The 25929-nt window shown below is 72.7% G+C and carries 22 protein-coding genes and 1 pseudogene; 16 read left to right on the top strand and 7 right to left on the bottom strand.

What is annotated here, in order from left to right:
• Positions 1–398: 398 nt before the first annotated feature.
• Positions 399–671, bottom strand: a pseudogene (locus ACFY5B_RS04140) (MFS transporter); the annotation flags it as partial.
• Complete coding sequence (locus tag ACFY5B_RS04145) at positions 659–988, bottom strand: hypothetical protein (RefSeq protein ID WP_389964192.1); 330 nt, start codon at positions 986–988, stop codon at positions 659–661. The pseudogene ACFY5B_RS04140 and the gene ACFY5B_RS04145, both read right to left, overlap by 13 nt.
• On the opposite strand from ACFY5B_RS04145, the gene ACFY5B_RS04150 reads away from it, so the two are divergent.
• Positions 987–1178, top strand: coding sequence for a hypothetical protein (locus tag ACFY5B_RS04150; RefSeq protein WP_389964195.1), 192 nt, complete (start codon positions 987–989; stop codon positions 1176–1178). The two genes, ACFY5B_RS04145 and ACFY5B_RS04150, sit on opposite strands and share 2 nt — an antisense overlap.
• Before the next feature lie 55 nt (positions 1179–1233).
• Positions 1234–3813: an aminopeptidase N gene (pepN, locus tag ACFY5B_RS04155; RefSeq protein ID WP_389964198.1), complete on the top strand. Its 2580-nt coding sequence runs from the start codon at positions 1234–1236 to the stop codon at positions 3811–3813.
• Positions 3814–3906: 93 nt separating this feature from the next.
• Here the strand turns inward: pepN and ACFY5B_RS04160 are convergent, their stop codons facing one another.
• Positions 3907–4839: an EamA family transporter gene (locus tag ACFY5B_RS04160; RefSeq protein WP_389964201.1), complete on the bottom strand. Its 933-nt coding sequence runs from the start codon at positions 4837–4839 to the stop codon at positions 3907–3909.
• 106 nt (positions 4840–4945) lie between these two features.
• Between ACFY5B_RS04160 and ACFY5B_RS04165 the strand changes: the two genes are divergently transcribed.
• The gene (locus tag ACFY5B_RS04165) at positions 4946–5458 is read left to right on the top strand and encodes a MarR family winged helix-turn-helix transcriptional regulator (protein ID WP_389964205.1); all 513 of its coding nucleotides are present in this window, start codon (positions 4946–4948) and stop codon (positions 5456–5458) included.
• A 67-nt stretch (positions 5459–5525) separates the two neighbouring features.
• Here the strand turns inward: ACFY5B_RS04165 and ACFY5B_RS04170 are convergent, their stop codons facing one another.
• The 3 genes from ACFY5B_RS04170 to ACFY5B_RS04180 form a co-directional block, all read right to left on the bottom strand.
• Positions 5526–5813 (bottom strand): hypothetical protein, encoded by a 288-nt coding sequence (locus ACFY5B_RS04170; protein ID WP_053671778.1) that lies wholly within the window; start codon positions 5811–5813, stop codon positions 5526–5528.
• 119 nt (positions 5814–5932) lie between these two features.
• Positions 5933–8017, bottom strand: coding sequence for a 4-alpha-glucanotransferase (gene malQ / locus ACFY5B_RS04175; protein ID WP_389964208.1), 2085 nt, complete (start codon positions 8015–8017; stop codon positions 5933–5935).
• A complete protein-coding gene (locus ACFY5B_RS04180) occupies positions 8018–8275 on the bottom strand; it encodes a hypothetical protein (protein WP_389964211.1) in 258 nt (85 codons plus the stop codon).
• A 221-nt stretch (positions 8276–8496) separates the two neighbouring features.
• Between ACFY5B_RS04180 and ACFY5B_RS04185 the strand changes: the two genes are divergently transcribed.
• From ACFY5B_RS04185 to ACFY5B_RS04200, 4 genes are all read left to right on the top strand, one after another.
• Positions 8497–11355 carry a beta-N-acetylglucosaminidase domain-containing protein gene (locus tag ACFY5B_RS04185; RefSeq protein ID WP_389964214.1) on the top strand — a complete coding sequence of 953 codons (2859 nt, stop codon included), beginning with the start codon at positions 8497–8499 and terminating at the stop codon, positions 11353–11355.
• Positions 11356–11431: 76 nt separating this feature from the next.
• The gene (locus ACFY5B_RS04190) at positions 11432–11965 is read left to right on the top strand and encodes a PadR family transcriptional regulator (protein WP_389964217.1); all 534 of its coding nucleotides are present in this window, start codon (positions 11432–11434) and stop codon (positions 11963–11965) included.
• On the top strand, positions 11962–12648 hold the full coding sequence (locus ACFY5B_RS04195) for an ABC transporter ATP-binding protein (RefSeq protein WP_389964220.1): 687 nt from the start codon (positions 11962–11964) through the stop codon (positions 12646–12648). Before ACFY5B_RS04190 ends, ACFY5B_RS04195 begins: the two co-directional genes overlap by 4 nt.
• A complete protein-coding gene (locus ACFY5B_RS04200) occupies positions 12645–13997 on the top strand; it encodes an FtsX-like permease family protein (protein WP_389964223.1) in 1353 nt (450 codons plus the stop codon). The genes ACFY5B_RS04195 and ACFY5B_RS04200 overlap by 4 nt, the downstream gene beginning before the upstream one ends.
• A 105-nt stretch (positions 13998–14102) precedes the next feature.
• Here ACFY5B_RS04200 and ACFY5B_RS04205 read toward each other — a convergent pair whose 3' ends face one another.
• The gene (locus ACFY5B_RS04205; protein WP_248500445.1) at positions 14103–14639 is read right to left on the bottom strand and encodes an HNH endonuclease; all 537 of its coding nucleotides are present in this window, start codon (positions 14637–14639) and stop codon (positions 14103–14105) included.
• 312 nt (positions 14640–14951) lie between these two features.
• Here ACFY5B_RS04205 and ACFY5B_RS04210 point away from each other — a divergent pair, with 312 nt between their 5' ends.
• From ACFY5B_RS04210 to ACFY5B_RS04250, 9 genes are all read left to right on the top strand, one after another.
• The gene (locus ACFY5B_RS04210; protein ID WP_389964227.1) at positions 14952–16052 is read left to right on the top strand and encodes a mechanosensitive ion channel family protein; all 1101 of its coding nucleotides are present in this window, start codon (positions 14952–14954) and stop codon (positions 16050–16052) included.
• A 230-nt stretch (positions 16053–16282) separates the two neighbouring features.
• Complete coding sequence (locus tag ACFY5B_RS04215) at positions 16283–17494, top strand: ROK family protein (RefSeq protein ID WP_389964230.1); 1212 nt, start codon at positions 16283–16285, stop codon at positions 17492–17494.
• A gap of 85 nt (positions 17495–17579) precedes the next feature.
• On the top strand, positions 17580–18917 hold the full coding sequence (locus ACFY5B_RS04220; protein WP_389964233.1) for an ABC transporter substrate-binding protein: 1338 nt from the start codon (positions 17580–17582) through the stop codon (positions 18915–18917).
• 3 nt (positions 18918–18920) lie between these two features.
• A complete protein-coding gene (locus ACFY5B_RS04225; RefSeq protein WP_389964235.1) occupies positions 18921–19865 on the top strand; it encodes a carbohydrate ABC transporter permease in 945 nt (314 codons plus the stop codon).
• On the top strand, positions 19862–20755 hold the full coding sequence (locus ACFY5B_RS04230) for a carbohydrate ABC transporter permease (RefSeq protein ID WP_389964238.1): 894 nt from the start codon (positions 19862–19864) through the stop codon (positions 20753–20755). The genes ACFY5B_RS04225 and ACFY5B_RS04230 overlap by 4 nt, the downstream gene beginning before the upstream one ends.
• A gap of 6 nt (positions 20756–20761) precedes the next feature.
• Positions 20762–22027, top strand: coding sequence for a 6-phospho-beta-glucosidase (locus ACFY5B_RS04235; protein WP_389964241.1), 1266 nt, complete (start codon positions 20762–20764; stop codon positions 22025–22027).
• On the top strand, positions 22018–22989 hold the full coding sequence (locus ACFY5B_RS04240) for an N-acetylglucosamine kinase (protein ID WP_389964244.1): 972 nt from the start codon (positions 22018–22020) through the stop codon (positions 22987–22989). Before ACFY5B_RS04235 ends, ACFY5B_RS04240 begins: the two co-directional genes overlap by 10 nt.
• 393 nt (positions 22990–23382) lie before the next feature.
• Positions 23383–24834: a hypothetical protein gene (locus ACFY5B_RS04245; RefSeq protein ID WP_389964247.1), complete on the top strand. Its 1452-nt coding sequence runs from the start codon at positions 23383–23385 to the stop codon at positions 24832–24834.
• The gene (locus ACFY5B_RS04250; RefSeq protein ID WP_389964250.1) at positions 24831–25883 is read left to right on the top strand and encodes a glutamate ABC transporter substrate-binding protein; all 1053 of its coding nucleotides are present in this window, start codon (positions 24831–24833) and stop codon (positions 25881–25883) included. Before ACFY5B_RS04245 ends, ACFY5B_RS04250 begins: the two co-directional genes overlap by 4 nt.
• Positions 25884–25929 lie beyond the last annotated feature (46 nt).

Here is a 25929-nt window from a genome sequence, read left to right on the forward strand (position 1 = left end):
GCCCACACCCAGCACCGCCGCAGGTCCCAGCGCGTCCGCCGGCCGGCCGCCGGCGAACGCCCCAGCGCGACGGCCGTGTCGAAGACCCCCGCGAAGAGCGCCGACCCCGCTTCCCGCGCCCGGGGTGCCGCGGCCGACAGCCGGCTCTGGGCGCAGACCGAGACGCCTCCGTAGACCAGGCCCCACAGGAGCAGCAGGGCCGTGGAGGCAGCCAGTGAATCCGCCGCGGGGATCAGCAGCAGGACCGACGAGCCGAGTCCGGCCGCGATGACGAGCAGGGCCCTGCGGGGGTCGCGGGCCGCCAGTGCGCCGCCCGCGAACGTGCCCGGGCCGACGGGCGTGCCGGGCGGGAGCGGCGGCAGCACGAGGGACAGCGCCGCGCTAACCGCCAGGGTCACGCCGGCCAGTGCCGCGAAGGTCCAGCGCCAGCCGGCGAGCGAGCCGAGGAACGTGCCGGCCGGGACGCCCAGCACCGAGGCGACCGCTGTCCCGCTGAAGATCAGCGCGGCCGCCCGGCCGGCCCGGTGCGGTGGCATCAGCCGCGTGCCGAGTCCGGCCGCGATCGCCCACACCCCGCCGATGCACACCCCGACCAGGGCGCGGGCGAGCAGCAGGACGGCGATGTGCGGGGCGAGGGCCGAGAGCAGGTTCGCTGCCGTCAGCAGGAGCAACAGGGCGCACAGGACCGTGCGCCGGTCGGCCCGGCGGGCGGCAGCAGCGGCGCGCTCGCCGCGGCGACCAGGCCGGGCAGGGTGACGGCGAGCCCTGCGGTGCCGGCGGAGACCCGCAGGCCGTCACCGAGCGGGGTGAGCAGGCCGACGGGGAGCATCTCGGTGGTGACGACGGAGAACGTGGCGGCGGCGTGACCACCCTGCAGGAGGGGCTGCCCCAGGTCGCCGCCGGACGGGCGGACATGCTGCTGTGCCGGCCCACGGCCGCGCACCACCGGCGCGAGAACGTGGCGTTCGTGCCGGTGGAGGGCGGGCATGCTGCTGTGCCGGCCCACGGCCGCGCACCACCGGCGCGAGGACGTGGCGTTCGTGCCGGTGAAGGGCGTGCCGGAGTCGGCGCTCGGCCTGGTGCGGCACCGGGACGGGGAGTCGGCCGGGGTGCGCCAGTTCGCCCGGGCCCTCGCCTCCCGAGGGGTATCCCTAGGAGACGCCCGGGCCGTCGCCTGACGCCGAGCCGTCGTGGAAAGATGACGCAACCCACCCATAACGAGGAGATGACCGCGTGCCTGGCACAAACCTGACCCGCGAAGAGGCGCAGCAGCGGGCGCAGCTGCTCGCCGTTGACTCGTACGAGATCGAACTCGACCTCTCCGGCGCGCAGGAGGGCGGCACCTACCGGTCCGTGACCACGGTGCGCTTCGACGTGAGCGCCGGGAACGGCGCGGAGTCGTTCATCGACCTGGTGGCGCCGGCCGTGCACGAGGTGACCCTGAACGGGGACTCCCTCGACCCGGCCGAGGTCTTCGCGGACTCCCGGATCGCCCTGCCCGGCCTGCTCCAGGGTCGCAACATCCTCCGGGTCGTCGCCGACTGCGCGTACACCAACACCGGTGAGGGCCTGCACCGGTTCGTCGACCCGGTCGACGACCAGGCCTACCTCTACACCCAGTTCGAGGTCCCGGACGCCCGCCGGGTGTTCGCGAGCTTCGAGCAGCCGGATCTGAAGGCGACCTTCCAGTTCACCGTGAAGGCCCCCGAGGGCTGGACCGTCGTCTCCAACTCGCCGACCCCCGAGCCCCAGGACAACGTCTGGGTCTTCGAGCCGACGCCGCGCATCTCGACGTACATCACGGCGCTGATCGTCGGCCCGTACCACTCGGTGCACAGCGTGTACGAGAAGGACGGCCAGTCCGTCCCGCTCGGCATCTACTGCCGGCCCTCCCTGGCCGAGTACCTCGACTCGGACGCCATCTTCGAGGTGACCCGGCAGGGCTTCGAGTGGTTCCAGGAGAAGTTCGACTACGCGTATCCGTTCGAGAAGTACGACCAGCTGTTCGTGCCGGAGTTCAACGCGGGCGCGATGGAGAACGCGGGCGCGGTGACCATCCGCGACCAGTACGTGTTCCGCTCGAAGGTGACGGACGCGGCGTACGAGGTGCGCGGCGAGACCATCCTGCACGAGCTGGCCCACATGTGGTTCGGCGACCTCGTGACCATGGAGTGGTGGAACGACCTGTGGCTGAACGAGTCGTTCGCCACGTACACCTCCATCGCCTGCCAGGCGCACGCGCCCGGGTCGCGCTGGCCGCACGCGTGGACGACGTTCGCCAACTCCATGAAGACGTGGGCGTACCGGCAGGACCAGCTGCCGTCCACCCACCCGATCATGGCCGAGATCCGCGACCTGGACGACGTCCTCGTCAACTTCGACGGCATCACGTACGCCAAGGGCGCCAGCGTCCTGAAGCAGCTCGTCGCCTATGTCGGAATGGACGAGTTCTTCCGGGGCGTGCAGGCGTACTTCAAGCGTCACGCCTTCGGCAACACGCGCCTGTCGGACCTGCTGGGCGCGCTGGAGGAGACCTCCGGCCGCGACCTGAAGACCTGGTCCGAGAAGTGGCTCCAGGCGGCCGGCATCAACGTGCTGCGCCCGGAGATCGAGACGGACGCCGACGGGGTCGTCACCGCTTTCGCGATCCGCCAGGAGGCCCCGGCCCTGCCCGCCGGCGCCAAGGGCGAGCCCACGCTGCGCCCCCACCGCATCGCCGTCGGCCTGTACGACCTCGACGGGGCGAGCGGCAAGCTGGTCCGCCGGGAGCGGATCGAGCTGGACGTGGACGGCGAGCTGACGGCCGTACCGCAGCTGGTGGGACAGCAGCGCCCGGCCGTGATCCTGCTCAACGACGACGACCTGTCGTACGCCAAGGTCCGCCTGGACGAGCAGTCGCTGGCCTTCGTCACGGAGCACCTCGGTGACTTCGAGTCCTCCCTGCCGCGCGCCCTGTGCTGGGCGTCGGCCTGGGACATGACGCGGGACGCCGAGCTCGCGGCCCGTGACTACCTGTCGCTGGTGCTGTCCGGCATCGGCAAGGAGTCCGACATCGGTGTCGTGCAGTCGCTGCACCGCCAGGTGAAGCTGGCGATCGACCTGTACGCCGACCCGGCCGCCCGCGAAGCGCTGCTGGCCCGCTGGACCGACGCGACGCTGGCGCACCTGCGGGCGGCTGCTCCGGGCAGCGACCACCAGCTGGCGTGGGCGCGCGCGTTCGCCGCGACGGCCCGCACGCCGGAGCAGCTGGACGTGCTGGACGCGCTGCTGGAGGGCTCGCAGACGATCGAGGGCCTGGTCGTCGACACGGAGCTGCGGTGGGCGTTCGTGCAGCGGCTCGCGGCGGTCGGCCGGTTCGACGAGGCGGAGATCGCCGGCGAGTACGAACGGGACCGGACGGCCGCCGGTGAGCGTCACGCGGCCACGGCCCGCGCGGCGCGCCCCACCGAGGAGGCCAAGGCCGAGGCGTGGGCGTCGGTCGTGGACTCCGACAAGCTGCCGAACGCCGTGCAGGAGGCGGTCATCGGCGGCTTCGTCCAGACCGACCAGCGCGAGGTGCTCGCCCCCTACGCGGACCGGTACTTCGAGGTCGTCAAGGACATCTGGGAGTCCCGCTCCCACGAGATGGCCCAGCAGATCGCCGTCGGCCTCTACCCGACGGTCCAGGTCTCGCAGGAGACCTTGGACAAGACGGACGCCTGGCTGGCCTCCGCCGAGCCGAGCGCGGCCCTGCGCCGCCTGGTCTCGGAGTCCCGCGCGGGCGTCGAGCGCGCCCTGCGGGCCCAGCGGGCGGACGCGGCGGCCGGGGAGTAATCCGGCGGTTTCCCGTACGGCGGAAGGGGCGTCCGGTGTGTGCCGGGCGCCCCTTCCGCCTGCTCTCCGGCCGCGGCCGCCGGAGCTGCCCGCCTACCGCCGCAGCGCTCCGTCCGGCACGCGCGCCGGTTCGGCGCGGACCTTCGCGGTGTGGTCGGTGGTGCGCGGCGTCCGGGTGACGAACTGCCCCGCCACCGTCGCCCCGAACGCCAGCCCCATGCCCACCAGTTGCACCGGCGTCAGCGCCTGCCCGAGGGCCGCCCAGCCGACGACGGCCGCGGTCAGCGGGGAGAGCGGGCCGAGGAAGGTGACCTGGGTGGCGGTCATGCGGCCGATGCCGCGGAACCACAGCCAGTACGCGAGGGCCGTGTTCGCGAGGGCGAGGTAGAGGTAACCGCCGACCGCCCGGCCGTCCAGTGCCGGCGGGGCGCCCTCGATCAGGAAGGCGAGCGGCGCGATGAGCAGGCCGCCCGCGGTCAGCTGCCAGCCGGTCAGCGCCAGCGGTCCGACGCCCTCGGGGCGGCCCCACCGCTTCGTGAGCACGGTGCCGGTCGACATCGACGCCGTGGAGGCGACGGCGGCCAGCAGACCGATCGCGTCCAGCGCCCCGGCCGCCCGCAGGACGACGAGGCTGACCCCGAACGCGGCCACGACCCCGGTCGCCAGCGTCCACGCCGACGGCCGCTGCCCGAGCAGCAGCGCCGAGAGCCCGGCCACGAACAGTGGACCGGCGGAGCCGACGACCGCCGCCAGACCGCCGGGCAGCCGGTACGCGGAGAGGAACAGCAGCGGGAAGAAGGCGCCGATGTTCAGCGCGCCGAGCACCGCCGCCTTCCACCACCAGGCACCGCGCGGCAGCACCCGGGCGAGCGCGAGCAGCAGCAGACCGGCGGGCAGGGCGCGCACCAGGGCGGTGAACAGGGGGCGGTCGGACGGGAGGAACTCGGTGGTGACCGCGTAGGTCGTGCCCCAGGAGACGGGCGCGAGGGCGGTGAGGGTGATGAGGGCCGGGCGGGAGAGGGCCATGGGAGACACCCTTCGGAGTAGGTCAGCAGAAAGTAGCTTACTACTAAGCAACTTTCAGTCAAGCTACTTTCTTGCGGGTGACCGAGAGGCGGCCGATACTCATGGCATGAGCGAACGCCCCGAGCAGCGCAAGGACCCCGTCGACGCGATCATCGGCCAGTGGGCGGCGGTCCGGCCCGACCTCGACACCGCCGCCATGGAGGTCTTCGGCCGGATCAACCGGCTCTCCCACGCGATCGGCGAACGGGTGGGGCAGGCGTACGCGGCGTTCGGCATCTCCCGCGGGGAGTTCGACGTCCTGGCGACCCTGCGCCGCTCCGGCGAGCCCTACACGCTCTCGCCCCGGCAGCTGTCCGCGACGCTGATGCTCACCACCGGCGGCATGACGGGGCGCCTGGACAAGCTGGAGCGGGCGGGGCTGCTGCGCCGCTCCCCCGACCCGCACGACCGGCGCGGGCTGCACGTCACGCTCACCGATGAAGGCCTCGCGCTGGTCGACGAGGCGGTCGGGGCGGGGCTGGCGGTCCAGACGGAGGCGCTGTCCGCCCTGGGGCCGCGGCGGGCCGGGCAGCTCGCCGATCTGCTGCGGGACCTGCTGGCGGGCACGGACCGGGCCTGACACGGGCCCTGACGCGACGAGGGCGCCGTCGCGGTCCTCGCGACGACGCCCTCGGGGAGAACGCTGATCAGGCCTTGACTTCGCTCTTCGCCTCGGCCTTGGTGGCGATGTTGGAGCTGGTCGGGTCCTTCTTCTTGTGCGTCTTGTCGCCGACCATCACCAGACCGGCGATGACCAGGTACAGCACGATCGGGGCCACGACGAAGAGGCCCAGCGTCTCGATGACGCTCAGGCCCGGGCCGGGGTCGTCACCGTCGTCGCGGGTCAGCGCGCTCGCGGGGGACGACATGAGCAGCATCATCAGCGTCGTACCGGCTGCCAGGGCGCCGGCGCGCAGGGCGTTCTTCTTGTCCACGGTGTCAAAATATCCAACGCCGACCGGGCCCGCGCGCCCGGGGTGCCGTAAGGCGCCCTTTCACGGTGCCCGCCCGGGTCGGGCGCTCATGGTGAACAGGCCCCTCAGAGGCCCCCGGCTCATCGGCCGCCGTCCCTGAGGACCTCCATCAGCGCGTGCAGCCGCGGCGAGGCCGCGAGGTCCTCCAGCGTCACGGGCCGTCCCTGCGCGTCCGCGATGGGCAGCCGCCAGTTCGGGTACTGGTCCCAGGTTCCCGGGAGGTTCTGCGGGCGGCGGTCGCCGACGCCGTCGGGCAGCCAGACGCCGACCATGCGGGCCGGGGTGCGCAGCAGGAAGCGGTGGACGGCCTGGATCTGGGCCTCCTCCGAGGAGGTGTCGCTGCCGCCGCCCGTGCCCCGCAGCAGGCCGAGCCGGGACAGCAGGGACAGCCACTCCCCCGCGTCGGCGGCGGCCTCGGCGCGTTCCTCCTCCAGAGGGCGGGTCAGCAGACCCAGGCTGTCGCGGAGCTCGACGTGCTCGCCGGTGAGACGGGCGGCCGTGGAGGGCAGGTCGTGGGTGGTGGCGGTGGCCAGGCAGTCGGCGCGCCAGCTCTCGGGGGGCAGGGGATGGCCGTCGCCCTCCCAGTCGCGCTCGAACCACAGCACGGAGGTGCCGAGCACACCGCGCTCGCGCAGCGCCTCACGGACGCCGGGCTCGACGGTGCCGAGATCCTCGCCGATCACCAGCGCCCCGGCCCGGGACGCCTCCAGGACGAGGACGGCCAGCATGGCCTCGGCGTCGTAGCGGACGTAGGTGCCCTCGGTGGGCGGGTGGCCCTGGGGGACCCACCACAGGCGGAACAGGCCCATGACGTGGTCGATGCGCAGTGCTCCGGCGTAGCGGAACAGGGCACGCAGCAGCTCGCGGAAGGGGGCGTAGCCGGACGCGGCCAGGCGGTCGGGCCGCCAGGGCGGCAGGCCCCAGTCCTGGCCGCGGGCGTTGAAGGCGTCCGGCGGGGCGCCCACGGACATGCCCGCGGCGAAGTACTCCTGCTGCGCCCAGGCGTCGGCGCCGCCGGGGTGCACGCCGACCGCGAGGTCATGGACGATCCCGACCGGCATCCCGGCCTCGCGCCCGGCGCGCTGGGCGGCGGTCAGCTGGGTGTCGGTGAGCCAGGCGAGCCGGGACCAGAAGTCGACCCGGTCCATGAGGCCGTTGCGGGCCCGGACGGTCTCGGCCGAGCGCGGGTCGCGCAGGCCGGTCGGCCAGCGGTGCCAGTCGGAGCCGTGCACCTCGGCGAGCGCGCACCAGGTGGCGTGGTCCTCCAGGGCCTGGCCCTGCCCGGCGAGGAAGTCGCAGTAGGCGGCGCGCCGGCCGGGTCCGAGGGGGACCTCGCCGAGCAGTTCCAGCGCCTCCCGCTTGAGCTCCCACACGGCGTCCCGGTCGATCAGCGCGCCGTGCTGCAGCACCGCTTCACGCAGCCGGCCGGATCTCTCGAGCAGGGCGCGCAGGCGCTCGGGGTCGCGGACGTAGGCGGCCTCGGGGACGTCCTCGACGCGCAGGTGCACGGGGTCGGGGAAGCGGCGCGAGGAGGGGCGGTAGGGGGAGGGGTCGGTGGGGGCTCCGGGTACGGCCGCGTGCAGCGGGTTGACCTGGATGAATCCGGCGCCGAGCGACCGTCCGGCCCAGCCGGCCAGTTCGGCGAGGTCGCCGAGGTCGCCCATGCCCCAGGAGCGGCCGGACAGCAGGGAGTAGAGCTGGACGAGGAGTCCGTAGGAGCGTCCGGGCGGGGCGGGCAGGCGGGGCGGGGCGACGATCAGGTGGGCGGTGGCGGTGCGGCCGTCGGGGGTGGTGGCGGTCAGCCGGTGGACGCCGGGTGGGAGGCCGTCCGCCGCGGTGCGGCTCTCGCCCTGCTCGGTGTCGATGCGCAGCCGGGTCCCCTCGGGGAGCGCGGCCAGGGCGGCCGGGGGGCTGCCGCCCCAGCCGACGACGGTCGGCGGCAGCAGCCGTTCGGCCAGTTCCCCCTCGCGGGCCGCGAGCGCGGCGCGGACGGCGCCGGGCGTGCTCGCGTCCACGCCGAGGGCGGCCAGGGTCAGGGTGACCGCGGTGGCCGAGGCCGCGACCGAGCGGTCCGGGGACGGACTGTAGGAAGTGGCGACGCCGTGCAGGACGGCGAGGCGGGACAGGTCCTCGGAGGGCGGGTCGGCCGGCCGGGGTGCGGTCATCTACATCCTCGTGAAGTCCGGGACGAAGGCCGGGGGCTCGCTGGTCAGGGGGGCGGCTTCGGCGAGCGGCGGCTCACTGGTGAGGGGCTCGGCGTCGGGCAGCGGGGGCTCGCTGGTCAGCGGCAGTTCGGTGTGGGTGCTCTCGGAGCTGAAGACGCAGTAGCGCGGGTCGTCGTGGTGGGTGTCGTCGAGGTCGGCGGACGGGTCCGCCACGGGTTTGGACGGGACCGGGAGCGGAAGGAAAGTCATCGCAGCCACGGGGGCCTCCTTGTCTGGTTCGGCTTAACGGGTCATCGCAGCCCTACCCAGTCGACGCGAAGGCAGACGCCCCGGACTCAACATCGTGCTTCTGCTCACATTCCGCTTCCCTCCACACCTTCAAGATTCCGGCATTGCGGTCACAACGGCCACTCTCGTTGACACCCGGCCGGACGGGTGGTGGGCTCGTTCCGCCGGGCGAACGCATCTGGAGGGGGCCTGTGGGACTGCGGCGTGGGAAGCGGACCGTGGCCCTCGCGGTCGCCGTCGTCGCCGGGAGCCTCGTCGCCCCGCCCGCCGCCCTGGCGGCTCCGTCTCCCCCGGGCGCGGCCGCGCGAACGGTTCCCGACACCGCCGGTGAGGGTCTCTCCGTCTGGCCGCGCCCACAGTCGCTGCGCGCGAACGGCGCCCCGGTCGCGGTGCCGGACGAGGTCGCCCTGGTCACCGACGCACAGGCGGACCCCCACGCGGTCGCGACCCTGCGCGGGCTGCTGCGACAGGCCGGGGCGCGCCGGATCACGGACACGGCCCGGCCGGGCGCCCTGGTCGTGCACGCGCGCACGGAGCCCGTCCGCCGGGGCGACCGCCACGCCCTGCCCTCCGGGGGTTACGAGCTGTCCGTGGGCCAGGACGGCATCTCCCTCACCGGCACCGGCGAGGACGGTCTCTTCCACGCCGCGCAGACGCTGCGGCAGCTCCTGCGCCCCGGCAGCACCATCGCGTCGGCCGTCGTCCGCGACTGGCCCGGCACCGCCGTACGCGGCGTCACCGAGGGCTTCTACGGCACCGCCTGGACGCACGGGCAGCGGCTGGCGCAGCTCGACTTCATGGGGCGCACCAAGCAGAACCGCTATCTGTACGCCCCCGGGGAGGACCTCTACCGGCAGGCCCGCTGGCGTGAGCCCTACCCGGAAGCGCAGCGGGCCCGGTTCCGGGAGCTGGCCGAGCGGGCGCGCCGCAACCACGTCACGCTCGGCTGGGCCGTGGCCCCGGGCCAGGCCATGTGCTTCGCCTCGGACGCCGACGTGCGGGCGCTGACGCGCAAGCTGGACGCGATGTGGGCGCTGGGCTTCCGGGCGTTCCAGCTCCAGTTCCAGGACGTCAGCTACAGCGAGTGGCACTGCGGGGAGGACGCCGACCGGTTCGGCTCGGGCCCCGAGGCGGCGGCGCGGGCGCAGGCCCGGGTGGCGAACGCGGTGGCCCGGCACCTGGCGCAGCGGCACCCCGGCGCAGCGGGCCTGTCCCTGATGCCGACCGAGTACTACGAGGACGGCACCACCGACTACCGGCGGGCACTGGCGAGCGAGCTGGCCGCGCCCGTCGAGGTGGCGTGGACGGGCGTCGGGGTGGTGCCCCGCACCATCACGGGCGGCGAACTGGCCGACGCCCGCAAGGCGTTCGGGCACCCGCTGGTCACCATGGACAACTACCCGGTCAACGACTACGCCCCCGGCCGCCTCTTCCTCGGCCCGTACCGGGGCCGTGAGCCGGCCGTCGGGACCGGTTCGGCCGCCCTGCTCGCCAACGCGATGCAGCAGCCGGAGGCGTCCCGCATCCCGCTGTTCACCGCCGCCGACTACGCCTGGAACCCGCGCGCCTACCGGCCCGGCGAGTCCTGGCGCGCCGCGATCGCCGACCTCGCGGGCGGGGACCGGCGCCGCGAGCAGGCCCTGGCCGCGCTCGCCGGCAACGACGCCTCGTCGGTCCTGGACGACGGGGAGTCGGCGTATCTGCGCCCGCTGACCGAGGCGTACTGGGCGTCGCGGACGGCGGGCGGAAGCGGAACCGGAACCGACCGCGAGGCCACGCGGCGGCTGCGCGAGGCCTTCACCGTGCTGCGCGAGCTGCCCCGGCGGCTGTCGGGTACCGGCCTCGGCTCCGAGGTCGCCCCCTGGGCGCGGCAGCTGGCTTCGTACGGCGAGGCGGGCACGGCCGCGCTCGGCATGCTGGACGCGCAGCGCGCCGGGGACGCGGCGGCGGCCTGGAGCGCGTACCGCAGGCTGGGCGCGCTGCGGGCCCGGCTGGAGTCGGCGCCGGTCGAGGTCGGCACGGACGTGCTGGACCCGTTCCTGCAGCGGGCGCAGAAGTCGTACGCGGCCTGGTCGGGCATCCACCACGAGCCTCCCCGCAATCCCGGCGACGGCCGTACCCTGCGTTTCCCGCAGGCGCGGGCACTGACCGCCGTGACGGCCCTGACGGAGCCGGGCACCGAGGGAGTCGTCGAGGTGCACGTGCCGGGTCAGGGCTGGCGGGAGGCGGCCCGGCTGGACGGGTCCGGAGCGACCGAAGTGCGGCCGGCGGAACGCGCCGACGCCCTGCGGGTCACCGGCCCCGCACCTTCCCGCGTGCACCACCTCATCCCCTGGTTCGGCGAATCCCCCGCCACGTCGCTCGGTCTGCCCCGCGACCGGGCGGACGTCGAGACCGGCCGGACCGAGCGGCTGACGGCGCGGCTCGGGTCGCTGCGCCCCGCCGACGCCCGCGGCAGGCTCACCGCCGAGGCGCCCGAGGGCGTCCGGGTCAGGGTGCCGAAGGGTGAACTGGCCGTGCGGCGCGGCACGACGGTGGAGGTCCCGGTCGAGGTGACCGTGGAGCGCGGTGCCCCGATGCGGTCGTACGAGGTCCGGCTGGGGTTCGCGGGAGCGGAGCGCACGCTCACCGTCCGTGCCGTCCCGCCCACCGGCGGCCCCGACCTGGCCCGCTCCGGCACCGCCCGTTCCTCGGGCGACGAGACGCCCGACTTCCCCGCGTCGGCGGCGAACGACGGCGACCCGGAGACCCGCTGGTCGTCGCCGGTGGACGACGGCGCCTGGTGGCAGGTCGAGCTGGCCCGCCCGGCGCGGCTCGGCCGGGTCGCGCTGCACTGGCAGGACGCCCATCCCTCGTCCTACCGCGTCCAGGTCTCCCCGGACGGCCGCCGCTGGCGGACCGCCGCCACCGTGCGGGACAGCCGGGGCGGCCGGGAGAGCGTCCCGATGGACGAACGTGACGTGCGTTTCCTGCGCGTGCAGGGCGACAAGCGGGCGACGCAGTACGGGTATTCGCTGTGGTCGGCGGAGGCGTACGCCGTCTCGGAGTGAGCCTTCCGGGGTCCGGCGGTGGACTTCTCCGGTTCACTATTCACTCAGTACATGTACTCAGTGCATAATGATCGGCATGAGCACCCGCCACATCCTGCTGGGCCTGCTCGCGACGGGTCCCAGCCATGGTTACGACCTCAAGCGACGCCACGACGAACGCTTCCCGCAGGCCCGCCCGCTGGCCTACGGGCAGGTCTACACGACCCTGCAGCGCCTCGTGCGGGACGGCCTCGCCGAGGTCGACGGCACCGGCTCGGACGGCGGCCCGGAGCGCACGGCGTACCGGACGACCGACGAGGGGACCCGGGAACTGGCCCGATGGGCCGGGGAGATCGCACCACCGGCACCCTTCGTGGCGAACGAGATCTTCGCCAAGGTCGTGGTCGCGATCCTCTCCGGCGGTGACCCGGCCCGGTACCTGAGCGCCCAGCGCGCCGCGCACATGGAGCGCATGCGGGAACTCACGGCGGTCAAGGCCGCCAAGGGCGCCGATCTGGCGACCGTGCTCTCGGCGGACTACGCCCTCAACCACCTCGACGCCGACCTCCGCTGGATGAACACCACGGCGGCCCGGCTCACCACCCTGACCGCGGAGGTCGACGCAGCATGAGCAGACCCGTGCCCCTTCTCACGGCCGGTGGTCTCACCAAGGCGCACGGCCGGACCCCGGCCCTGCGCGGCGCCTCGGTCACCCTGCACGCCGGCGAGATCCTCGCCGTGACCGGCGCGAGCGGCAGCGGCAAGTCGACGCTGCTGCACTGCCTGGCCGGCATCGTCCGCCCGGACGCCGGCTCGGTGACCTACGACGGCCGGCGGCTGGAGGACCTGCCCGAGAAGCGGCTGAGCGAGCTGCGGCGAACCGAGTTCGGCGTGGTGTTCCAGTTCGGGCAGCTCATCCCCGAGCTGACGGTCCTCGACAACGCCGCCCTGCCCCTGCTGCTGGCGGGCACCGGCCGGGCCGAGGCCCGGGCCCGGGCCGGGGAGTGGCTGGAGCGGTTCGGGGTGCGGGGCCAGGAGGACCTGCGGCCGGGCGAGCTGAGCGGCGGCCAGGCGCAGCGGGCCGCGCTGGCCCGGGCCCTGGTCACCGGGCCGAGGGTGGTCTTCGCCGACGAGCCGACGGGTGCGCTGGACTCCCTGGCCGGCGAGCAGGTCATGACGGCCCTCGTCCACACGGCCCGCGAGTCGGGCACGGCCGTCCTGCTGATCACGCACGACGCCCAGGTGGCCGCGTACGCGGACCGCGAGGTCCAGCTGCGGGACGGGACCGTGGCGGCGCTGGGGGTGACGGCATGACGTCGCTGAGGGCCGATCTGCGGCTCGCCTGGGACCTCACCCGGGGTTCCGACCGCGGCGAATGGTGGCGTGTGGCCCTGACGGCGGCGGGAGCGGCGCTCGCGACCGGGTTCGCACTGGCCGCCGTCGCTCTGGCCGCGCTGCGCGGCCAGTACGCCGTGCCCGTGGCCGCGGGCCTGCTGAACCAGCCCGGGACGCGGTCGGGGGTGATCGCCGGCCTGCTGCTCCTGCTCGTGCCGGTGCTCGGGTTCCTCGGCCAGTGCGCGCGCATCGGGGCGGTGCACCGTGACCGCCGGCTGGCCGGGCTGCGGCTGGCCGGGGCGGCACCCTGGCAGGTGCGGCGGATCGCCGCGCTGGAGACCGGGCTGGCCGGTCTGCTGGGCTCGGCGGTCGCCACCGTCTTCTCCGTGCTGCTCCTGCTGCGCCTGTGGGACCGGCCCACGGCCCTGGCCTGGGCGGGGATCGCCTTGGTCGCCATCGCCGTGCCGCTGCTGGGCGCGGCGGTGAGCGTGCTGGCCCTGCGCCGAGTGGTCGCCTCGCCCCTGGGCTGGGTCCGCAGGGTCGCGCCACGCACCGGACGGGGACCGGGGCTGTTGTTTCTGGCGGGGCTGCTGCTGGTCGGGGTGGTGGCGCTGCTCGCCCTGGCCACCACGTCCCCGGCCGCGTCCAACCGGCCGGGCAACGGACTGCCGCTGACGGTGGTGGGCATCGTCCTCGCCGGCGGCGCGGGCGCGGTGTGGCTCTCCGGGGCCATGGCCGAGGTCACCGGTCGGGTCCTGGCGGCCCGGGCCCGTTCGGCGGCGACGCTGATCGCGGCGCAGCGGCTGCGCGCTGACCCCTGGTCGGCCGCCCGCACCCACGCGGCGGTGCTGCTGGTGACGGTCGTCGGGACCGGCTTCCTGGGGATCCGGCAGGTCATGGGCGATGTGGTGCGCACCCAGGGGTTCTCCGAGCGTGCGGACTACTACCTCACCGGCCTCGACCTCACCGGCGCCGCCATCGCCCTCGCCTTCGCGATCGTCCTGTCCGGCCTCGCCGTCGGCACGGCCGAGTCCCTGGCCACCCGCCGCCGTGGTCTGGCCGCGCAGGTCGCCGCCGGGGTGCCGCGCGCGGTGCTCGGCCGGGCCCTGCTGCTGGAGACCGCGCTGCCGCTGGCACCGGCGGTGCTGCTCGCGGGCCTGGGCGGGATGGCCATCGGCACCTGGTACGCGTGGCTCGGCCACCACCCGGTCCCGTGGGTGATGGTTCTGGCGCCCCTCGCGGTCTACGCCGCCTGCCTGCTCGCCGCGGCGACCTCGCTGCCGCTGCTGAGCCGCACGGTGCGGCCGGGGGAACTGCGCTACGCATGACGTAGGACCGCCCGGCACCGCACAAAGAGCGGCCGACCCCGGGGGAACGGGGGTTCCCCGGGGGCCGGCCCCGTGCCGTGTGCGCCGACACGAAGGCCCGGATCGTCAGGCGGAAATGCCGTCGATCCGGGCCATGGCGTCCTCCGCGCCGTACGGCTGCAGGTACGGCATCCAGCGCGGGTCCCTATGGCCGGTCCCGATGATGCGCCAGGCCAGGCCGGACGGCGGAGCGGGTTTGTGGCGCAGTCGCCAGCCGATCTCGAAGAGGTGCCGGTCGGCCTTCACATGGTTGCAGCGGCGGCAGGACGCCACCACGTTGTCCCAGACGTGCTTGCCCCCGCGGCTGCGCGGGATGACGTGGTCGACGCTGGTTGCGACGCCACCGCAGTACATGCACCGGCCCCCGTCGCGGGCGAACAGCGCCCGGCGGGTCAGAGGAACGGGCCCCCGATAGGGAACCCGGACGAATCGCTTGAGCCGGACCACGCTGGGTGCGGGGACTGTGACGGTCGCGCTGTGCAGATAGGCGCCGGACTCCTCGAGGCATACGGCCTTGTTCTCGAGGACGAGGACGAGCGCGCGGCGGAGCGGTACGACACCTAGCGGCTCGTACGACGCGTTGAGGACCAGGACATGCGGCACGGATGCCTCCTTGGACGCCGGCGGCGCGTGGCTCGCGCCGGGACGATTCGTAGCCAGTCTCCCCTCATGCCTGGTGGAAGCGCCACCATGTCCCCGTAACGGGCTGGGAGTGTTTTCGACCACATCTGATTCATCCCCCGGACCATGGCCTGTTCAAGCCCAGGTGAGCACGGTCTCTCCTTCACACATCCTGCCGAAGCACACACAATGCCCCGTTAGTGTGGTGGTTCTGCCCCTTCGGTGACCCAGCCGTGACCTTGACCCCGTGAACCACCGCACCGGGGCAGACCGCTGCACCTGGAGGTACCTGCCGTGTCCCTGTCCGCCGTCCTGCTCGCCGCCGGCCCGTCGCCGTCGCCGACCCCCTCGGACTCGGAAACCCCGAGAGTGCCCTCGCTCCAGGACGCCCAGGAGAGCGCGACGAACGCCGCCGGCTGGGTCGAGCAGAACTGGTCGACGTGGCTCGCGATCGGCCTCAGGGTCCTGCTCATCGTGGTGATAGCCGCGGTGCTGAGGGTCTTCGTGCGCCGGGCGATCACCAAGCTGATCGACCGCATGAACCGGACCGTGCAGTCCGTGGACGGCAGCGCGCTCGGCGGGCTGCTGGTCAACGTCGAACGCCGTCGGCAGCGTTCGCAGGCCATCGGCTCGGTGCTGCGCTCGGTGGCGTCGTTCCTGATCATCGGCACCGCCGCGCTGATGATCCTGGGCACCTTCCAGATCAACCTCGCCCCGCTGCTGGCCTCGGCCGGTGTCGCCGGTGTGGCGATCGGCTTCGGCGCCCGCAACCTCGTCACGGACTTCCTGTCCGGCGTCTTCATGATCCTGGAGGACCAGTACGGCGTCGGCGACACGATCGACGCGGGCGTCGCCTCCGGCGAGGTGATCGAGGTCGGCCTGCGCGTGACCAAGCTGCGCGGCGACGGCGGCGAGATCTGGTACGTCCGCAACGGCGAGGTCAAGCGCATCGGCAACCTCTCGCAGGGCTGGGCGACGGCCAACGTCGACGTCACGGTCCACTCCGGCGAGGATCTGGACAAGGTGAAGGCCACCCTGGACGAGGTCGCCGAGAAGATGGGCGCCGAGGAGCCCTGGAACGAACTGCTGTGGGGCCCGATCGAGGTCCTCGGCCTGGACAGCGTGCTGCTGGACTCGATGGTCGTGCGCGTCACGGCCAAGACCATGCCCGGCAAGTCCCTGACCGTGGAGCGCGAGCTGCGCTGGCGCATCAAGCGGGCCTTCGACGCGGCGGGCATCCGGATCGTCGGCGGCGCCACGGCCCCGGTGGAGGAGCAGCCCGCGGACCCGACGGCGGGCATGGCGGCGCCGTCGGTGTACGCGAACACGGCGTCCCCGCAGTCCGCGGCGGCCTCCCCGCTCGCGCCGCCGACGCCGACGAGCACCACGAAGTAGCAGCGCACACCCTTACGGAGAGGGCGGTGTCCGGTCCGGCCGGGCACCGCCCTCCCGCATGTCCGGATGACGGCAGGCCGTCCTCTATTGACGCCCGCGTGGCACCGGGCCTACCTTCCTCCCACCGATAGGAAACTTTCCTAACAGTGATCCCGGGGAGCGGCCTCCCGATGGACTTCCCCGCCTGATCACTGAGAAGCTGAGCAGCCGAAGGGCAGGTGTGGACACGCATGGCAGGAACCGCCGGCACGCCGGGCACCCCACGCGTCCTGCGCGCCATGAACGACCGGGCCGCCCTGGACCTGCTGCTGGAGCACGGACCGCTGTCCCGTACCCGGATCGGCAAGCTCACCGGCCTGTCCAAGCCGACCGCCTCCCAGCTCCTGGCCCGTCTGGAGGCGGCGGGCCTCGTCCTGGCCACCGGCACCACCGAAGGCCGGCCCGGCCCGAGCGCCCAGCTCTACGAGGTCAACCCGGCGGCCGGATACGCCGCCGGACTCGACGTCACCCCCCAGCGGATCCTCGCCGCGGTCGCCGACATCACCGGCCGCACGGTCGGCCGCCACGAGCTGCCCACCCCCGGCAGGCGCACCGGCACCCCGGTCGTCCAGCAGGTCACCGACGCCCTGGACGGCGCGGTGAAGGCGGCCGGTCTCGCCCGGGACGACATCCACCGCCTCGTCATCGGCACCCCCGGCGCCTTCGACCCCACCACGGGCCGGCTGCGCTACGCCTCCCACCTCCCCGGCTGGCACTCCCCCACCCTGCTGGACGAGCTCGCCGCCGCTCTGCCGATGCCGTTCGAGTACGAGAACGACGTCAATCTGGTCGCGCTCGCCGAGCAGCGCCTCGGGGCGGCCCGGGGCCACGCGGACTTCGTGCTGCTGTGGAACCAGGAGGGTCTGGGCGCCGCCCTGGTCCTCGGCGGCCGGCTGCACCGCGGCTGGACCGGCGGCGCCGGCGAGGTCGGCTTCCTTCCGGTGCCGGGCACACCCCTGGTCCGCCAGGTGACCAAGGCCAACAGCGGCGGCTACCAGGAGCTGGCCGGCTCCCAGGCCGTCCCGCGCCTGGCCCGTGAACTCGGCATCGAGGACGTCCCGCCCGGGCCGTACGCCGAGGCCGCCGCCCACCTGGTGGCCCGCGCGGCACAGGCCGGCGACGACGCCCACCGGCAGCTCCTGCGGACCTACGCGACCCGGCTGGCCACCGGTCTGGCCTCGCTGGTCTCGGTCCTCGACCCCGAGCTCGTCGTGCTGAGCGGAGCCGTCCTCACCGCGGGCGGCGAGCCGCTGCGCGCCCTCGTCCAGGCCGAACTGGAAGAGCTGGCCGCGTCCCGCCCGCGCCTGGTCGTGGGCGACGTCCGTGAACACCCCGTGCTGCGCGGCGCGCTGGAGAGCGCGCTCGCGACCACCCGCGACGAGGTCTTCGACACCTCCCGCTGAGCCACCTCAGGCTGCACCCCTCACGCCACCCCCCTCCCGCGATTCCCTTCCTCTCCTCTTCCCCCGTGCCTCAGGGAGCCCTGCCATGCCCGAAATATCGAGAAAAAACACCATCGCTCTCGCCGCCTCCGCCTCCGTCGCCCTCCTCGCCACGTCCTGCACCGGCCAGCCGGAGGCCGGCGCGAGCGACGACGCCTCCAAGGAGACGACCGTCACCTTCTGGCACGCCTGGAGCGCGCCGTCGGAGGTGAAGGCCGTCAAGGACCTGGTCGCCGGATTCCAGAAGGCGCACCCCGACATCCACGTCGATGTCGTCGGCAACATGACGGACGACAAGATGAACCAGGCCCTGCGCACCGGCGGCGCCAAGGCCCCGGACGTGATCTCGTCGTTCACCACGAACAGCGTCGGCAAGTTCTGCTCCTCGGGCGCACTGGTGGACCTCGACCCCTTCTTCGAGAAGTCGGGCATCGACCCGCGGAAGACCTTCCCGAAGGCCATGAACGAGTACACCCGGTTCGAGGGCAACCGCTGCGCGGTCCCCCTCCTCGGTGACGCCTACGGCCTCTACTACAACAAGACGGCGTTCAAGAGGGCCGGCATCACCGCCCCGCCGAAGACCTGGCCGGAGTTCGAGCGGGTCGCCAAGAAACTGACGATCCCCCAGGGCGACTCGTACAAGCAGCTCGGCTTCATGCCGAACTACCACGGCTGGGAAACCACCACCGAGCACTACCTCGGCCAGTTCTCCCCCACGTACTTCGACAAGAACGGCAAGTCCAACGTCGCGAAGGACCCCGCTTTCGCCGAGGCGTTCACGGTCCAGAAGAAGCTGGTGGACGAACTCGGCGGCTACCGGAAGCTGGAGACCTACCGCTCCCGGCTCGGCGACGAGTGGGGCCCCAAGCACCCGTTCCACACCGGCCAAGTGGCCATGCAGCTCGACGGCGAGTGGCGCCTGGGCATGGCCCTCGCCACCAAGCCGAAGTTCGACATCGGCGTCGCCCCGCTGCCCGTCCCCGACGACCGGGCCGACCAGTACGGCAAGGGCTACATCACCGGCACCGTCGCCGGTATCGCGGCGACCAGCAGGAAGCAGAACGCGGCCTGGGAGCTGGTGAAGTACATCACCACGAACACGGACGCGGTGGTGAACTTCTCCAACGCCATCCACAACGTGCCCTCGACGCTGGCGGCCCTGAAGTCCCCGAAGCTGAAGTACGACCCGCGCTTCAAGACGTTCCTGGAGATCGCCGCGAACCCGGACTCCACCACGGCCCCCGCCTCCGTCAACGGCGGTGTCTACCTCACCACGATCCAGCAGTTCGGCTACGACTACGAGAGCGGCAAGGCGACCGACCTGAAGAAGGGCCTTCAGGAAGCCGCTCGGCAGATCGACACGGACATCGCGCAGGCGAAGTAAGCCATGAGCACCCACACCCTGCGGGCGAAACACCGCCGCTCGACCCTGCGCACCCTCGCCTTCCTCTCCCCCTGGCTGATCGGCTTCACGGTCTTCTTCGCCTACCCCCTGCTCTCCACCGTCTACTTCTCCTTCATGCACTACGACGGCTTCAAGCCGCCCGTGTGGAGCGGCACGCAGAACTGGAGTTACGTCTTCGAGCACTACCCCCTCTTCTGGCCCGCCCTGCGCAACACCCTGTGGCTGGTCGTCGTCATGGTCACGCTCCGGGTCGCCTTCGGCCTGGGCGTGGGCCTGCTCATCACCAGGATCAAGACGGCCACGGGCGTCTTCCGCACCCTCTTCTACCTGCCCTACCTGGCCCCACCCGTCGCGGCCACGATGGCCTTCGCGTTCCTCCTCAACCCCGGTACCGGCCCGGTCAACTCGGTCCTGGAGAAGGCCGGACTCCCCACCCCCGGCTGGTTCAACGACCCCACCTGGTCGAAACCGGCCCTGACCCTCCTGGCCCTGTGGGGCATCGGCGACCTGATGGTCATCTTCATGGCGGCCCTGCTCGACGTGCCGAAGGAGCAGTACGAGGCGGCCGAACTGGACGGCGCGAGCCCCTGGCAGCGCTTCCGCTACGTCACCCTCCCGAACATCTCGCCGATCGTCGTGTTCGCGGTCGTCACGGGAGTGATACAGACGATGCAGTACTACACCCAGCCGCTGATCGCCGGAAAGGTCGCCTCGGGCGTGATCCAGGGCGCCGGAACGCTGTTCGAGCCCGGCTACCCCGACAAGTCGACCCTCACCCTCCCCCAGCTCGTCTACAACCTGGGCTTCCAGCGCTTCGACTACGGCTCGGCCTGCGTGGTCGCCCTGGTGCTCTTCGCCCTCTCCATGGCCTTCACGGCCCTTCTGATGCGCCGCAGGGGCGGCCTGATCCAGGCAGGTGAACGATGACGCAGGTACTCGACAGGCCCCTGGAGCTGAAGACACCCCCCTCGCCGGCGGAACGCACGGCCCACCGCAGGGCGCTGCTGGAGTGGATCGCGGTCCACTCCCTCGGCATCGCGGCGGCCCTCTTCTTCACGCTCCCCTTCGTGTTCGTCTTCCTCACCTCCCTCATGAGCGACAGCCAGGCGCTCAGCCGGGACCTGATCCCGCGCACCTGGGAGTGGGGCAACTACGCGAAGGTCTTCGCCACCCCCGGCTTCCTGACCTGGTGGAAGAACACCTTGATCTACGCGGGCCTGGGCACGGTCCTCACGGTCGTCTCCTCGATCCCCGTGGCCTACGCCCTGGCCAAGTTCCGTTTCCGGGGCCGCAGTCCGGCCCTGATGCTGGTCATCTCGATGATGATGCTGCCGCCGCAGGTGGTCGTCATCCCGATGTACCTGTTCTGGGCGAAGCAACTGGACCTGTCCGGCTCGCTCTGGCCGCTGATCATCCCCATGGCGTTCGGCGACGCGTTCTCGATCTTCCTGCTGCGCCAGTTCCTCACCACGATCCCCGACGAGTACCTGGACGCGGCGAGGGTCGACGGCTGCGGCGACCTGCGCACCCTCCTCAAGGTCGTTCTCCCGATGGCCAGACCGGGCATAGCCGCAGTGGCGCTCTTCCAGTTCTTCTACGCGTGGAACGACTACTTCGGCCCGCAGATCTACGCCTCGGAGAACCCGGGTGCCTGGACGCTCTCCTACGGCCTGGAGTCGTTCAAGGGCGCCCACCACACCGACTGGAACCTCACCATGGCCGCCACCGTGCTGGTCATGGCCCCCGTGATCCTCGTGTTCTTCCTCGCCCAGAAGGCGTTCGTCGAGGGTGTCACGCTCACCGGAGTAAAGGGTTAGACACGTATGAAACTCACCGTGGTCGGCGGAGGCTCGACCTACACCCCCGAACTCGTGGACGGCTTCGCCCGTCTGAGGGACACCCTGCCCGTAGAGGAACTGGTCCTGATGGACCCCGCCCAGGACCGCCTCGACCTGGTCGGTGGCCTGGCACGGCGCATCCTCGCCCGCCAGGACCACGCGGCCCGCGTCACAACGACCAGCGACCTCGACGAGGCGGTGGACGGCGCGGACGCGGTCCTCCTCCAGCTCCGCGTGGGCGGACAGGCGGCCCGCGAACAGGACGAGACCTGGCCCCTGGAATGCGGCTGCGTGGGCCAGGAGACCACCGGCGCCGGCGGCCTGGCCAAGGCCCTGCGCACCGTCCCGGTCGTCCTCGACATCGCGGACCGAGTCCGCCGCACCAACCCCCACGCCTGGATCATCGACTTCACGAACCCGGTCGGCATCGTGACCCGGGCCCTTCTCCAGGCGGGCCACAAGGCGGTGGGCCTGTGCAACGTGGCGATCGGCCTCCAGCGCAAGTTCGCGGCCCTGCTGGCCACGGAGCCTTCCGGGATCCACCTCGACCACGTGGGCCTGAACCACCTCACCTGGGAGACGGCCGTACGCCTCGGCGGCCCGGAGGGCGAGGACGTCCTGCCGAAACTGCTGGGCGAGCACGGCGACACGATCGCGGCCGGCCTCCGCCTGCCCCGCCCCCTGCTGGACACCCTGGGCGTGGTCCCGTCCTACTACCTGCGCTACTACTACGCGCACGACGAGGTGGTCGGGGAACTCCGGACGAAGCCGTCCCGCGCGGCCGAAGTGGCGGCGATGGAACGCCGATTGCTCGCGATGTACGCCGATCCGGCCCTGGACGAGAAGCCGGAGCTGCTCGCCGAGCGGGGCGGTGCCTTCTACTCGGAGGCGGCGGTGGACCTGGCGGCGGCCCTGCTGGGCGGCGGCGGCTCGCCGTACCAGGTGGTGAACACGTACAACCGGGGCACGCTCCCCTTCCTCCCCGACGACGCGGTGATCGAGGTCCAGGCGGCGGTAGGGGCCGAGGGCGCGTCACCGCTCCCCGTCCAGCCCGTGAACCCGCTCCACGCGGGTCTGATGGCCCACGTCACGGCCTACGAGGACCTGGCCCTCCAGGCCGCCCTGCACGGCGGCAGGGACCGCGTCTTCCGCGCCCTCCTCTCCCACCCCCTCATCGGCCAGTACGCGTACGCCGAGACGCTCACCGACCGGCTGATCGCACACAACCGGGAGCACCTCGCGTGGGCCTGACCGCACGAGTCCTCGCCATCGACGCGGGCAACAGCAAGACGGACGTCGCGATCGTCACTGCGGACGGGGACGTCCTCGCCACGGCACGCGGAGGCGGCTTCCGTCCCCCGGCCGTGGGGGTCGACACGGCGATGGACGCCCTCGCCGAAACGGTGACGCGGGCCCTCACCGCCTCGGAACTCACCTCGGTCACCCACGTCTCGGCCTGCCTCGCCAACGCCGACTTCCCCGTCGAGGAGGAGCGCCTGACCGCGGCGCTGCGGGCACGCGCCTGGGGTGAAACGGTGGCGGTCCGCAACGACACCTTCGCCATCCTGCGGGCCGGAGTCACCGAACCCCGGGGCGTGGCGGTCGTCTGCGGCGCCGGCATCAACTGCGTGGGCATGCGCCCCGACGGCCGCACGGCCCGCTTCCCGGCCCTCGGCCGCGTCTCCGGCGACTGGGGCGGCGGCTGGGGCCTGTCCGAGGAGGCCCTGTGGCACGCGTCGCGGGCGGAGGACGGCCGCGGCGCCCCCACCGCCCTGGCCCGCACGCTCCCCGCCCACTTCGGCCTGCCGTCCGTGCACGCCCTCGTCGAAGCGCTCCACCTGGAGCACATCCCGACGCCGCGCCGCCACGAACTGACCCCGGTCCTCTTCGCGACGGCCGCCGGCGGAGATCCGATCGCCCGGACGATCGTCGAGCGCCAGGCCGAAGAGGTGGTCTCCATGGCGGTGGTCGCCCTGACCCGGCTGGACCTCCTGGACGAGCCGGCACCGGTCCTCCTCGGCGGCGGCGTCCTCGCGGCCCGGCACGCCCAACTGAACGGGCACATCGAGCACTTGCTGACCGACCGCGCCCCCAAGGCGGTCCCACAGGTGGTCACGTCCAGCCCGGTCCTGGGCGCGGCACTGCTGGGACTGGACGAGGTCGGGCCGAAGGAGGGAGCGCAGGAGAGGCTGCGGTCGTACTACGGCGCGTAGAAACGCGACCCCCACGACGCTCCCGCACCCGCGTACGGCGAGAGGGGGACGTGTCGGGGGGTGTCCGCCCGCAGCGGTTGGCGCGTCGACGAACAGTCAGTCGGTATAGGGGTCCATCGCGCCGTTCCGAGGACGGACACCCCCGGCGCGGCCCCGACCCACACCCGGCGACAGGCGAGAGGACGCGCACCCCCACCACCCCCGCACCACCCCCCAGCACCCCGCACCACCCCACGGGAACCGAACCAACCCCCCGTACGTGTTCCTGGACAAGGGGTGGTGCGAGGGGGCGCGCGCCACGCTGCGATCCGATCAAGATCGGGGCAAGGCCGGTGCGGATGTCGGTCCCGGCAGCGATACTTGCGGCGACGGATGACCATGGGGGAGGTCACAGTGACGCACACGCCGAAGAGCAGCCCGCCACCACCGGGCAAGGGCCTGCCCGTCCTGCCGGCGGTCCCGGCACAGGCAGCGCCCCCCGCCCGACCGCCCGGAAAAGCTCCGACGCCCCCGGCACCTCCGACGGGCCCCCGCCGCACCGCGTTCGCCGAGGGCCTCGACCAGCTCCGCTCCGCCGCCACCACCGAGCCCGGCCGCCTGCGCGTCATCGGCGCCCTGCTGGCCCTCCTCGTCATCGCCTTCGGTGCCGTCACCGCCTGGCAGATGACCGACCGCGCGGCCGCCGCCGACGACGTCCTCACCCGCAGCCAGCCCCTCAGCTCGGACGCCGCCGACATCTACCGCTCCCTCGCGGACGCCAACACCGCCGCGTCCAGCGGCTTCCTCGCCGGCGGTCAGGAGTCGGCCGCCACCCGCGACCGCTACGAGCGGGACATCCGCACGGCTGCGGAGAAGCTCGTCAACGCCGCCGCGAACGCCGACCCCGGCTCCCCCTCCACGGCGACGATCGCCAAGCTCAACCGACTCCTCCCGGAGTACAAGGGCCTGGTGGAGCGCGCCCGTACGTACAACCGGCAGGGCTTCCCCGTCGGCGGCGCCTACCTCCGCTACGCCAACGAGAAGATGCAGGAGCAGATGCTCCCGGCGGCGGAGGACCTCTACAAGAAGGAGAACCAGCGCCTCAGCGCGGACTACGCGGCCGCCACGCCCTACCCCTGGGCGGCCATCGCCCTCGGCGTCGCCGCCCTGGCGGCCCTCGCCTGGGCCCAGCACCGCAACTACCAGCGGACGAACCGGGTCCTGAATCACGGCCTGGTGGCCGCCACCGCCACCGCCACGGTCGTCCTCCTCTGGCTGGTCGTCGGCCACACCCTCGCCCGCGCGGGCCTGAACGACTCGTTCGACCACGGCGTCCGCTCCCTGAACGTGCTGCACGACGCGCGCATCGCCTCCCTCAAGGCCCGGGGCAACGAGAACCTCACCCTGGTGGCCCGCGGCGCGGAGACGAAGAAGGTCGGCGAAAGGACGTACGACGCCTACGACTACGACTTCGGCACGGACATCAAGGACCTGGCCGGGTATCTGGCGGCAGCCGAGAAGCTCGCCGACGACGCCTCGGGCGAGCGCCCCGTCACCGCAGCCATGGGCAACATGCGGGAGTGGAAGAAGCGCCACACCGCGGCTCGCCACCAGGACGAGAACGGCAACTACCAGCAGGCGCTGGAACGGGTCATCGGCACCGAGGGCGCGACCGGCGAGTGCTTCGACAGTGTCGACGAGAACCTGCGCAGGGCACTCGCGCACGAGGAGACGGAGTTCAAGCGCGCGGCGGGCGACGGCCGTGACGCGCTGACCGGCATGCCGGCGGGCGTGGCCGTACTGGCGGTGCTGGGCGCCGCGGGCGCGGTCCTGGGCATCGGCCGCAGGCTGTCGGAGTACCGATGAACGGGCCGGAGGCGAAGGGAGGAACGACCGTGCGAGACAGGCTCAGGGGCTGGGGCGGAGTGACCGCGATGGCAGTCGTCTGCGCCCTGGTGGCGCTGGTGGCCCTCTGCCTGCCGCTCACCACGACCACCACGTCGGCCCAGAACACCACCGCGACCACCCGTACCGCCGTGACCAAGGCGGAGGAGGACTGCGAGGCCCCCGAGAAGCAGACCCTCTCCCCTTCCTCCGCCGACGGCGACACCATCCGGAAGATCAAGGACCGCGAGGGCGGGAAGCGCAAACTGATCGTCGGCGTCGACCAGAACAGCTACCGGTGGGGCTACCGCAACCCCAACAGCGGCAAGACCGCGGAGCTCGAAGGCTTCGACATCGACCTGGTCCACCGCATCGCCGAGGACATCCTCGGCGACCCGGACGCCGTCCAGTTCAAGGCGATCCCGACCAACCAGCGCATCCCGGCGATCCAGAACGGCAGCGTGGACATGGTCGTCCGTACGATGACGATCAACTGCGACCGCATCCCCGACGTGGCCTTCTCCGCGCCCTACTTCAAGACGGGCCAGCAGGTCCTGGCCCCGAAGTCCTCGCCCGTCAAGGGCTACGACGACACGCTCGCGGGCCGCAAGGTCTGCACCGCGGCCGGCTCCACGGCCTACTCCACGCTGGAGGCGGACAAGAAGGCCGGCGAACTGCCCGCCGACACCGACATGTCGATCGCGGTGCCGAACCAACTCGACTGTCTGGTGCGGCTCCAGCTCGGCGAGGTCGACGCCGTGATCACCGACGGCGCTCTCGCGGCGAGCCAGGCGGCACAGGATCCGACGGTCGAGCTCAAGGGCGACGCCTTCACTGCCGAGTACTACGGCGTGGCGATGAAGAAGGACGCGGACGATCTGGTACGCCGGGTCAACCAGATCCTGGTCGACTATCGCAAGGACACCGCGAACGGCTGGCAGGCCTCGTACGACCGATGGCTGTCGGCGACTTTGGGCAAGGATGCGAAGAACTCGGAACCACCGGCACCGCAGTACCTCCGCACGAGCTGACGACCGGCACACAGCCGGACCACGACCGAGAACGCCCCGACGGGCA

Source organism: Streptomyces sp. NPDC013187 (assembly GCF_042899705.1).
Taxonomy (GTDB): Bacteria; Actinomycetota; Actinomycetes; order Streptomycetales; family Streptomycetaceae; genus Streptomyces; species Streptomyces hawaiiensis_A.

Coding starts and splice junctions, on each gene's coding strand:
- malQ (WP_389964208.1), bottom strand. CDS start 8,017: ATGACCGCACCCCGGCCGGCCGACCCGCCCTCCGAGGACCTGTCCCGC.
- ACFY5B_RS04190 (WP_389964217.1), top strand. CDS start 11,432: ATGAGCACCCGCCACATCCTGCTGGGCCTGCTCGCGACGGGTCCCAGC.
- ACFY5B_RS04215 (WP_389964230.1), top strand. CDS start 16,283: ATGGCAGGAACCGCCGGCACGCCGGGCACCCCACGCGTCCTGCGCGCC.
- ACFY5B_RS04225 (WP_389964235.1), top strand. CDS start 18,921: ATGAGCACCCACACCCTGCGGGCGAAACACCGCCGCTCGACCCTGCGC.
- ACFY5B_RS04250 (WP_389964250.1), top strand. CDS start 24,831: ATGAACGGGCCGGAGGCGAAGGGAGGAACGACCGTGCGAGACAGGCTC.
- ACFY5B_RS04220 (WP_389964233.1), top strand. CDS start 17,580: ATGCCCGAAATATCGAGAAAAAACACCATCGCTCTCGCCGCCTCCGCC.
- ACFY5B_RS04230 (WP_389964238.1), top strand. CDS start 19,862: ATGACGCAGGTACTCGACAGGCCCCTGGAGCTGAAGACACCCCCCTCG.
- ACFY5B_RS04235 (WP_389964241.1), top strand. CDS start 20,762: ATGAAACTCACCGTGGTCGGCGGAGGCTCGACCTACACCCCCGAACTC.
- ACFY5B_RS04160 (WP_389964201.1), bottom strand. CDS start 4,839: ATGGCCCTCTCCCGCCCGGCCCTCATCACCCTCACCGCCCTCGCGCCC.
- ACFY5B_RS04165 (WP_389964205.1), top strand. CDS start 4,946: ATGAGCGAACGCCCCGAGCAGCGCAAGGACCCCGTCGACGCGATCATC.
- ACFY5B_RS04145 (WP_389964192.1), bottom strand. CDS start 988: ATGCCCGCCCTCCACCGGCACGAACGCCACGTTCTCGCGCCGGTGGTG.
- ACFY5B_RS04200 (WP_389964223.1), top strand. CDS start 12,645: ATGACGTCGCTGAGGGCCGATCTGCGGCTCGCCTGGGACCTCACCCGG.
- ACFY5B_RS04195 (WP_389964220.1), top strand. CDS start 11,962: ATGAGCAGACCCGTGCCCCTTCTCACGGCCGGTGGTCTCACCAAGGCG.
- ACFY5B_RS04150 (WP_389964195.1), top strand. CDS start 987: ATGCTGCTGTGCCGGCCCACGGCCGCGCACCACCGGCGCGAGGACGTG.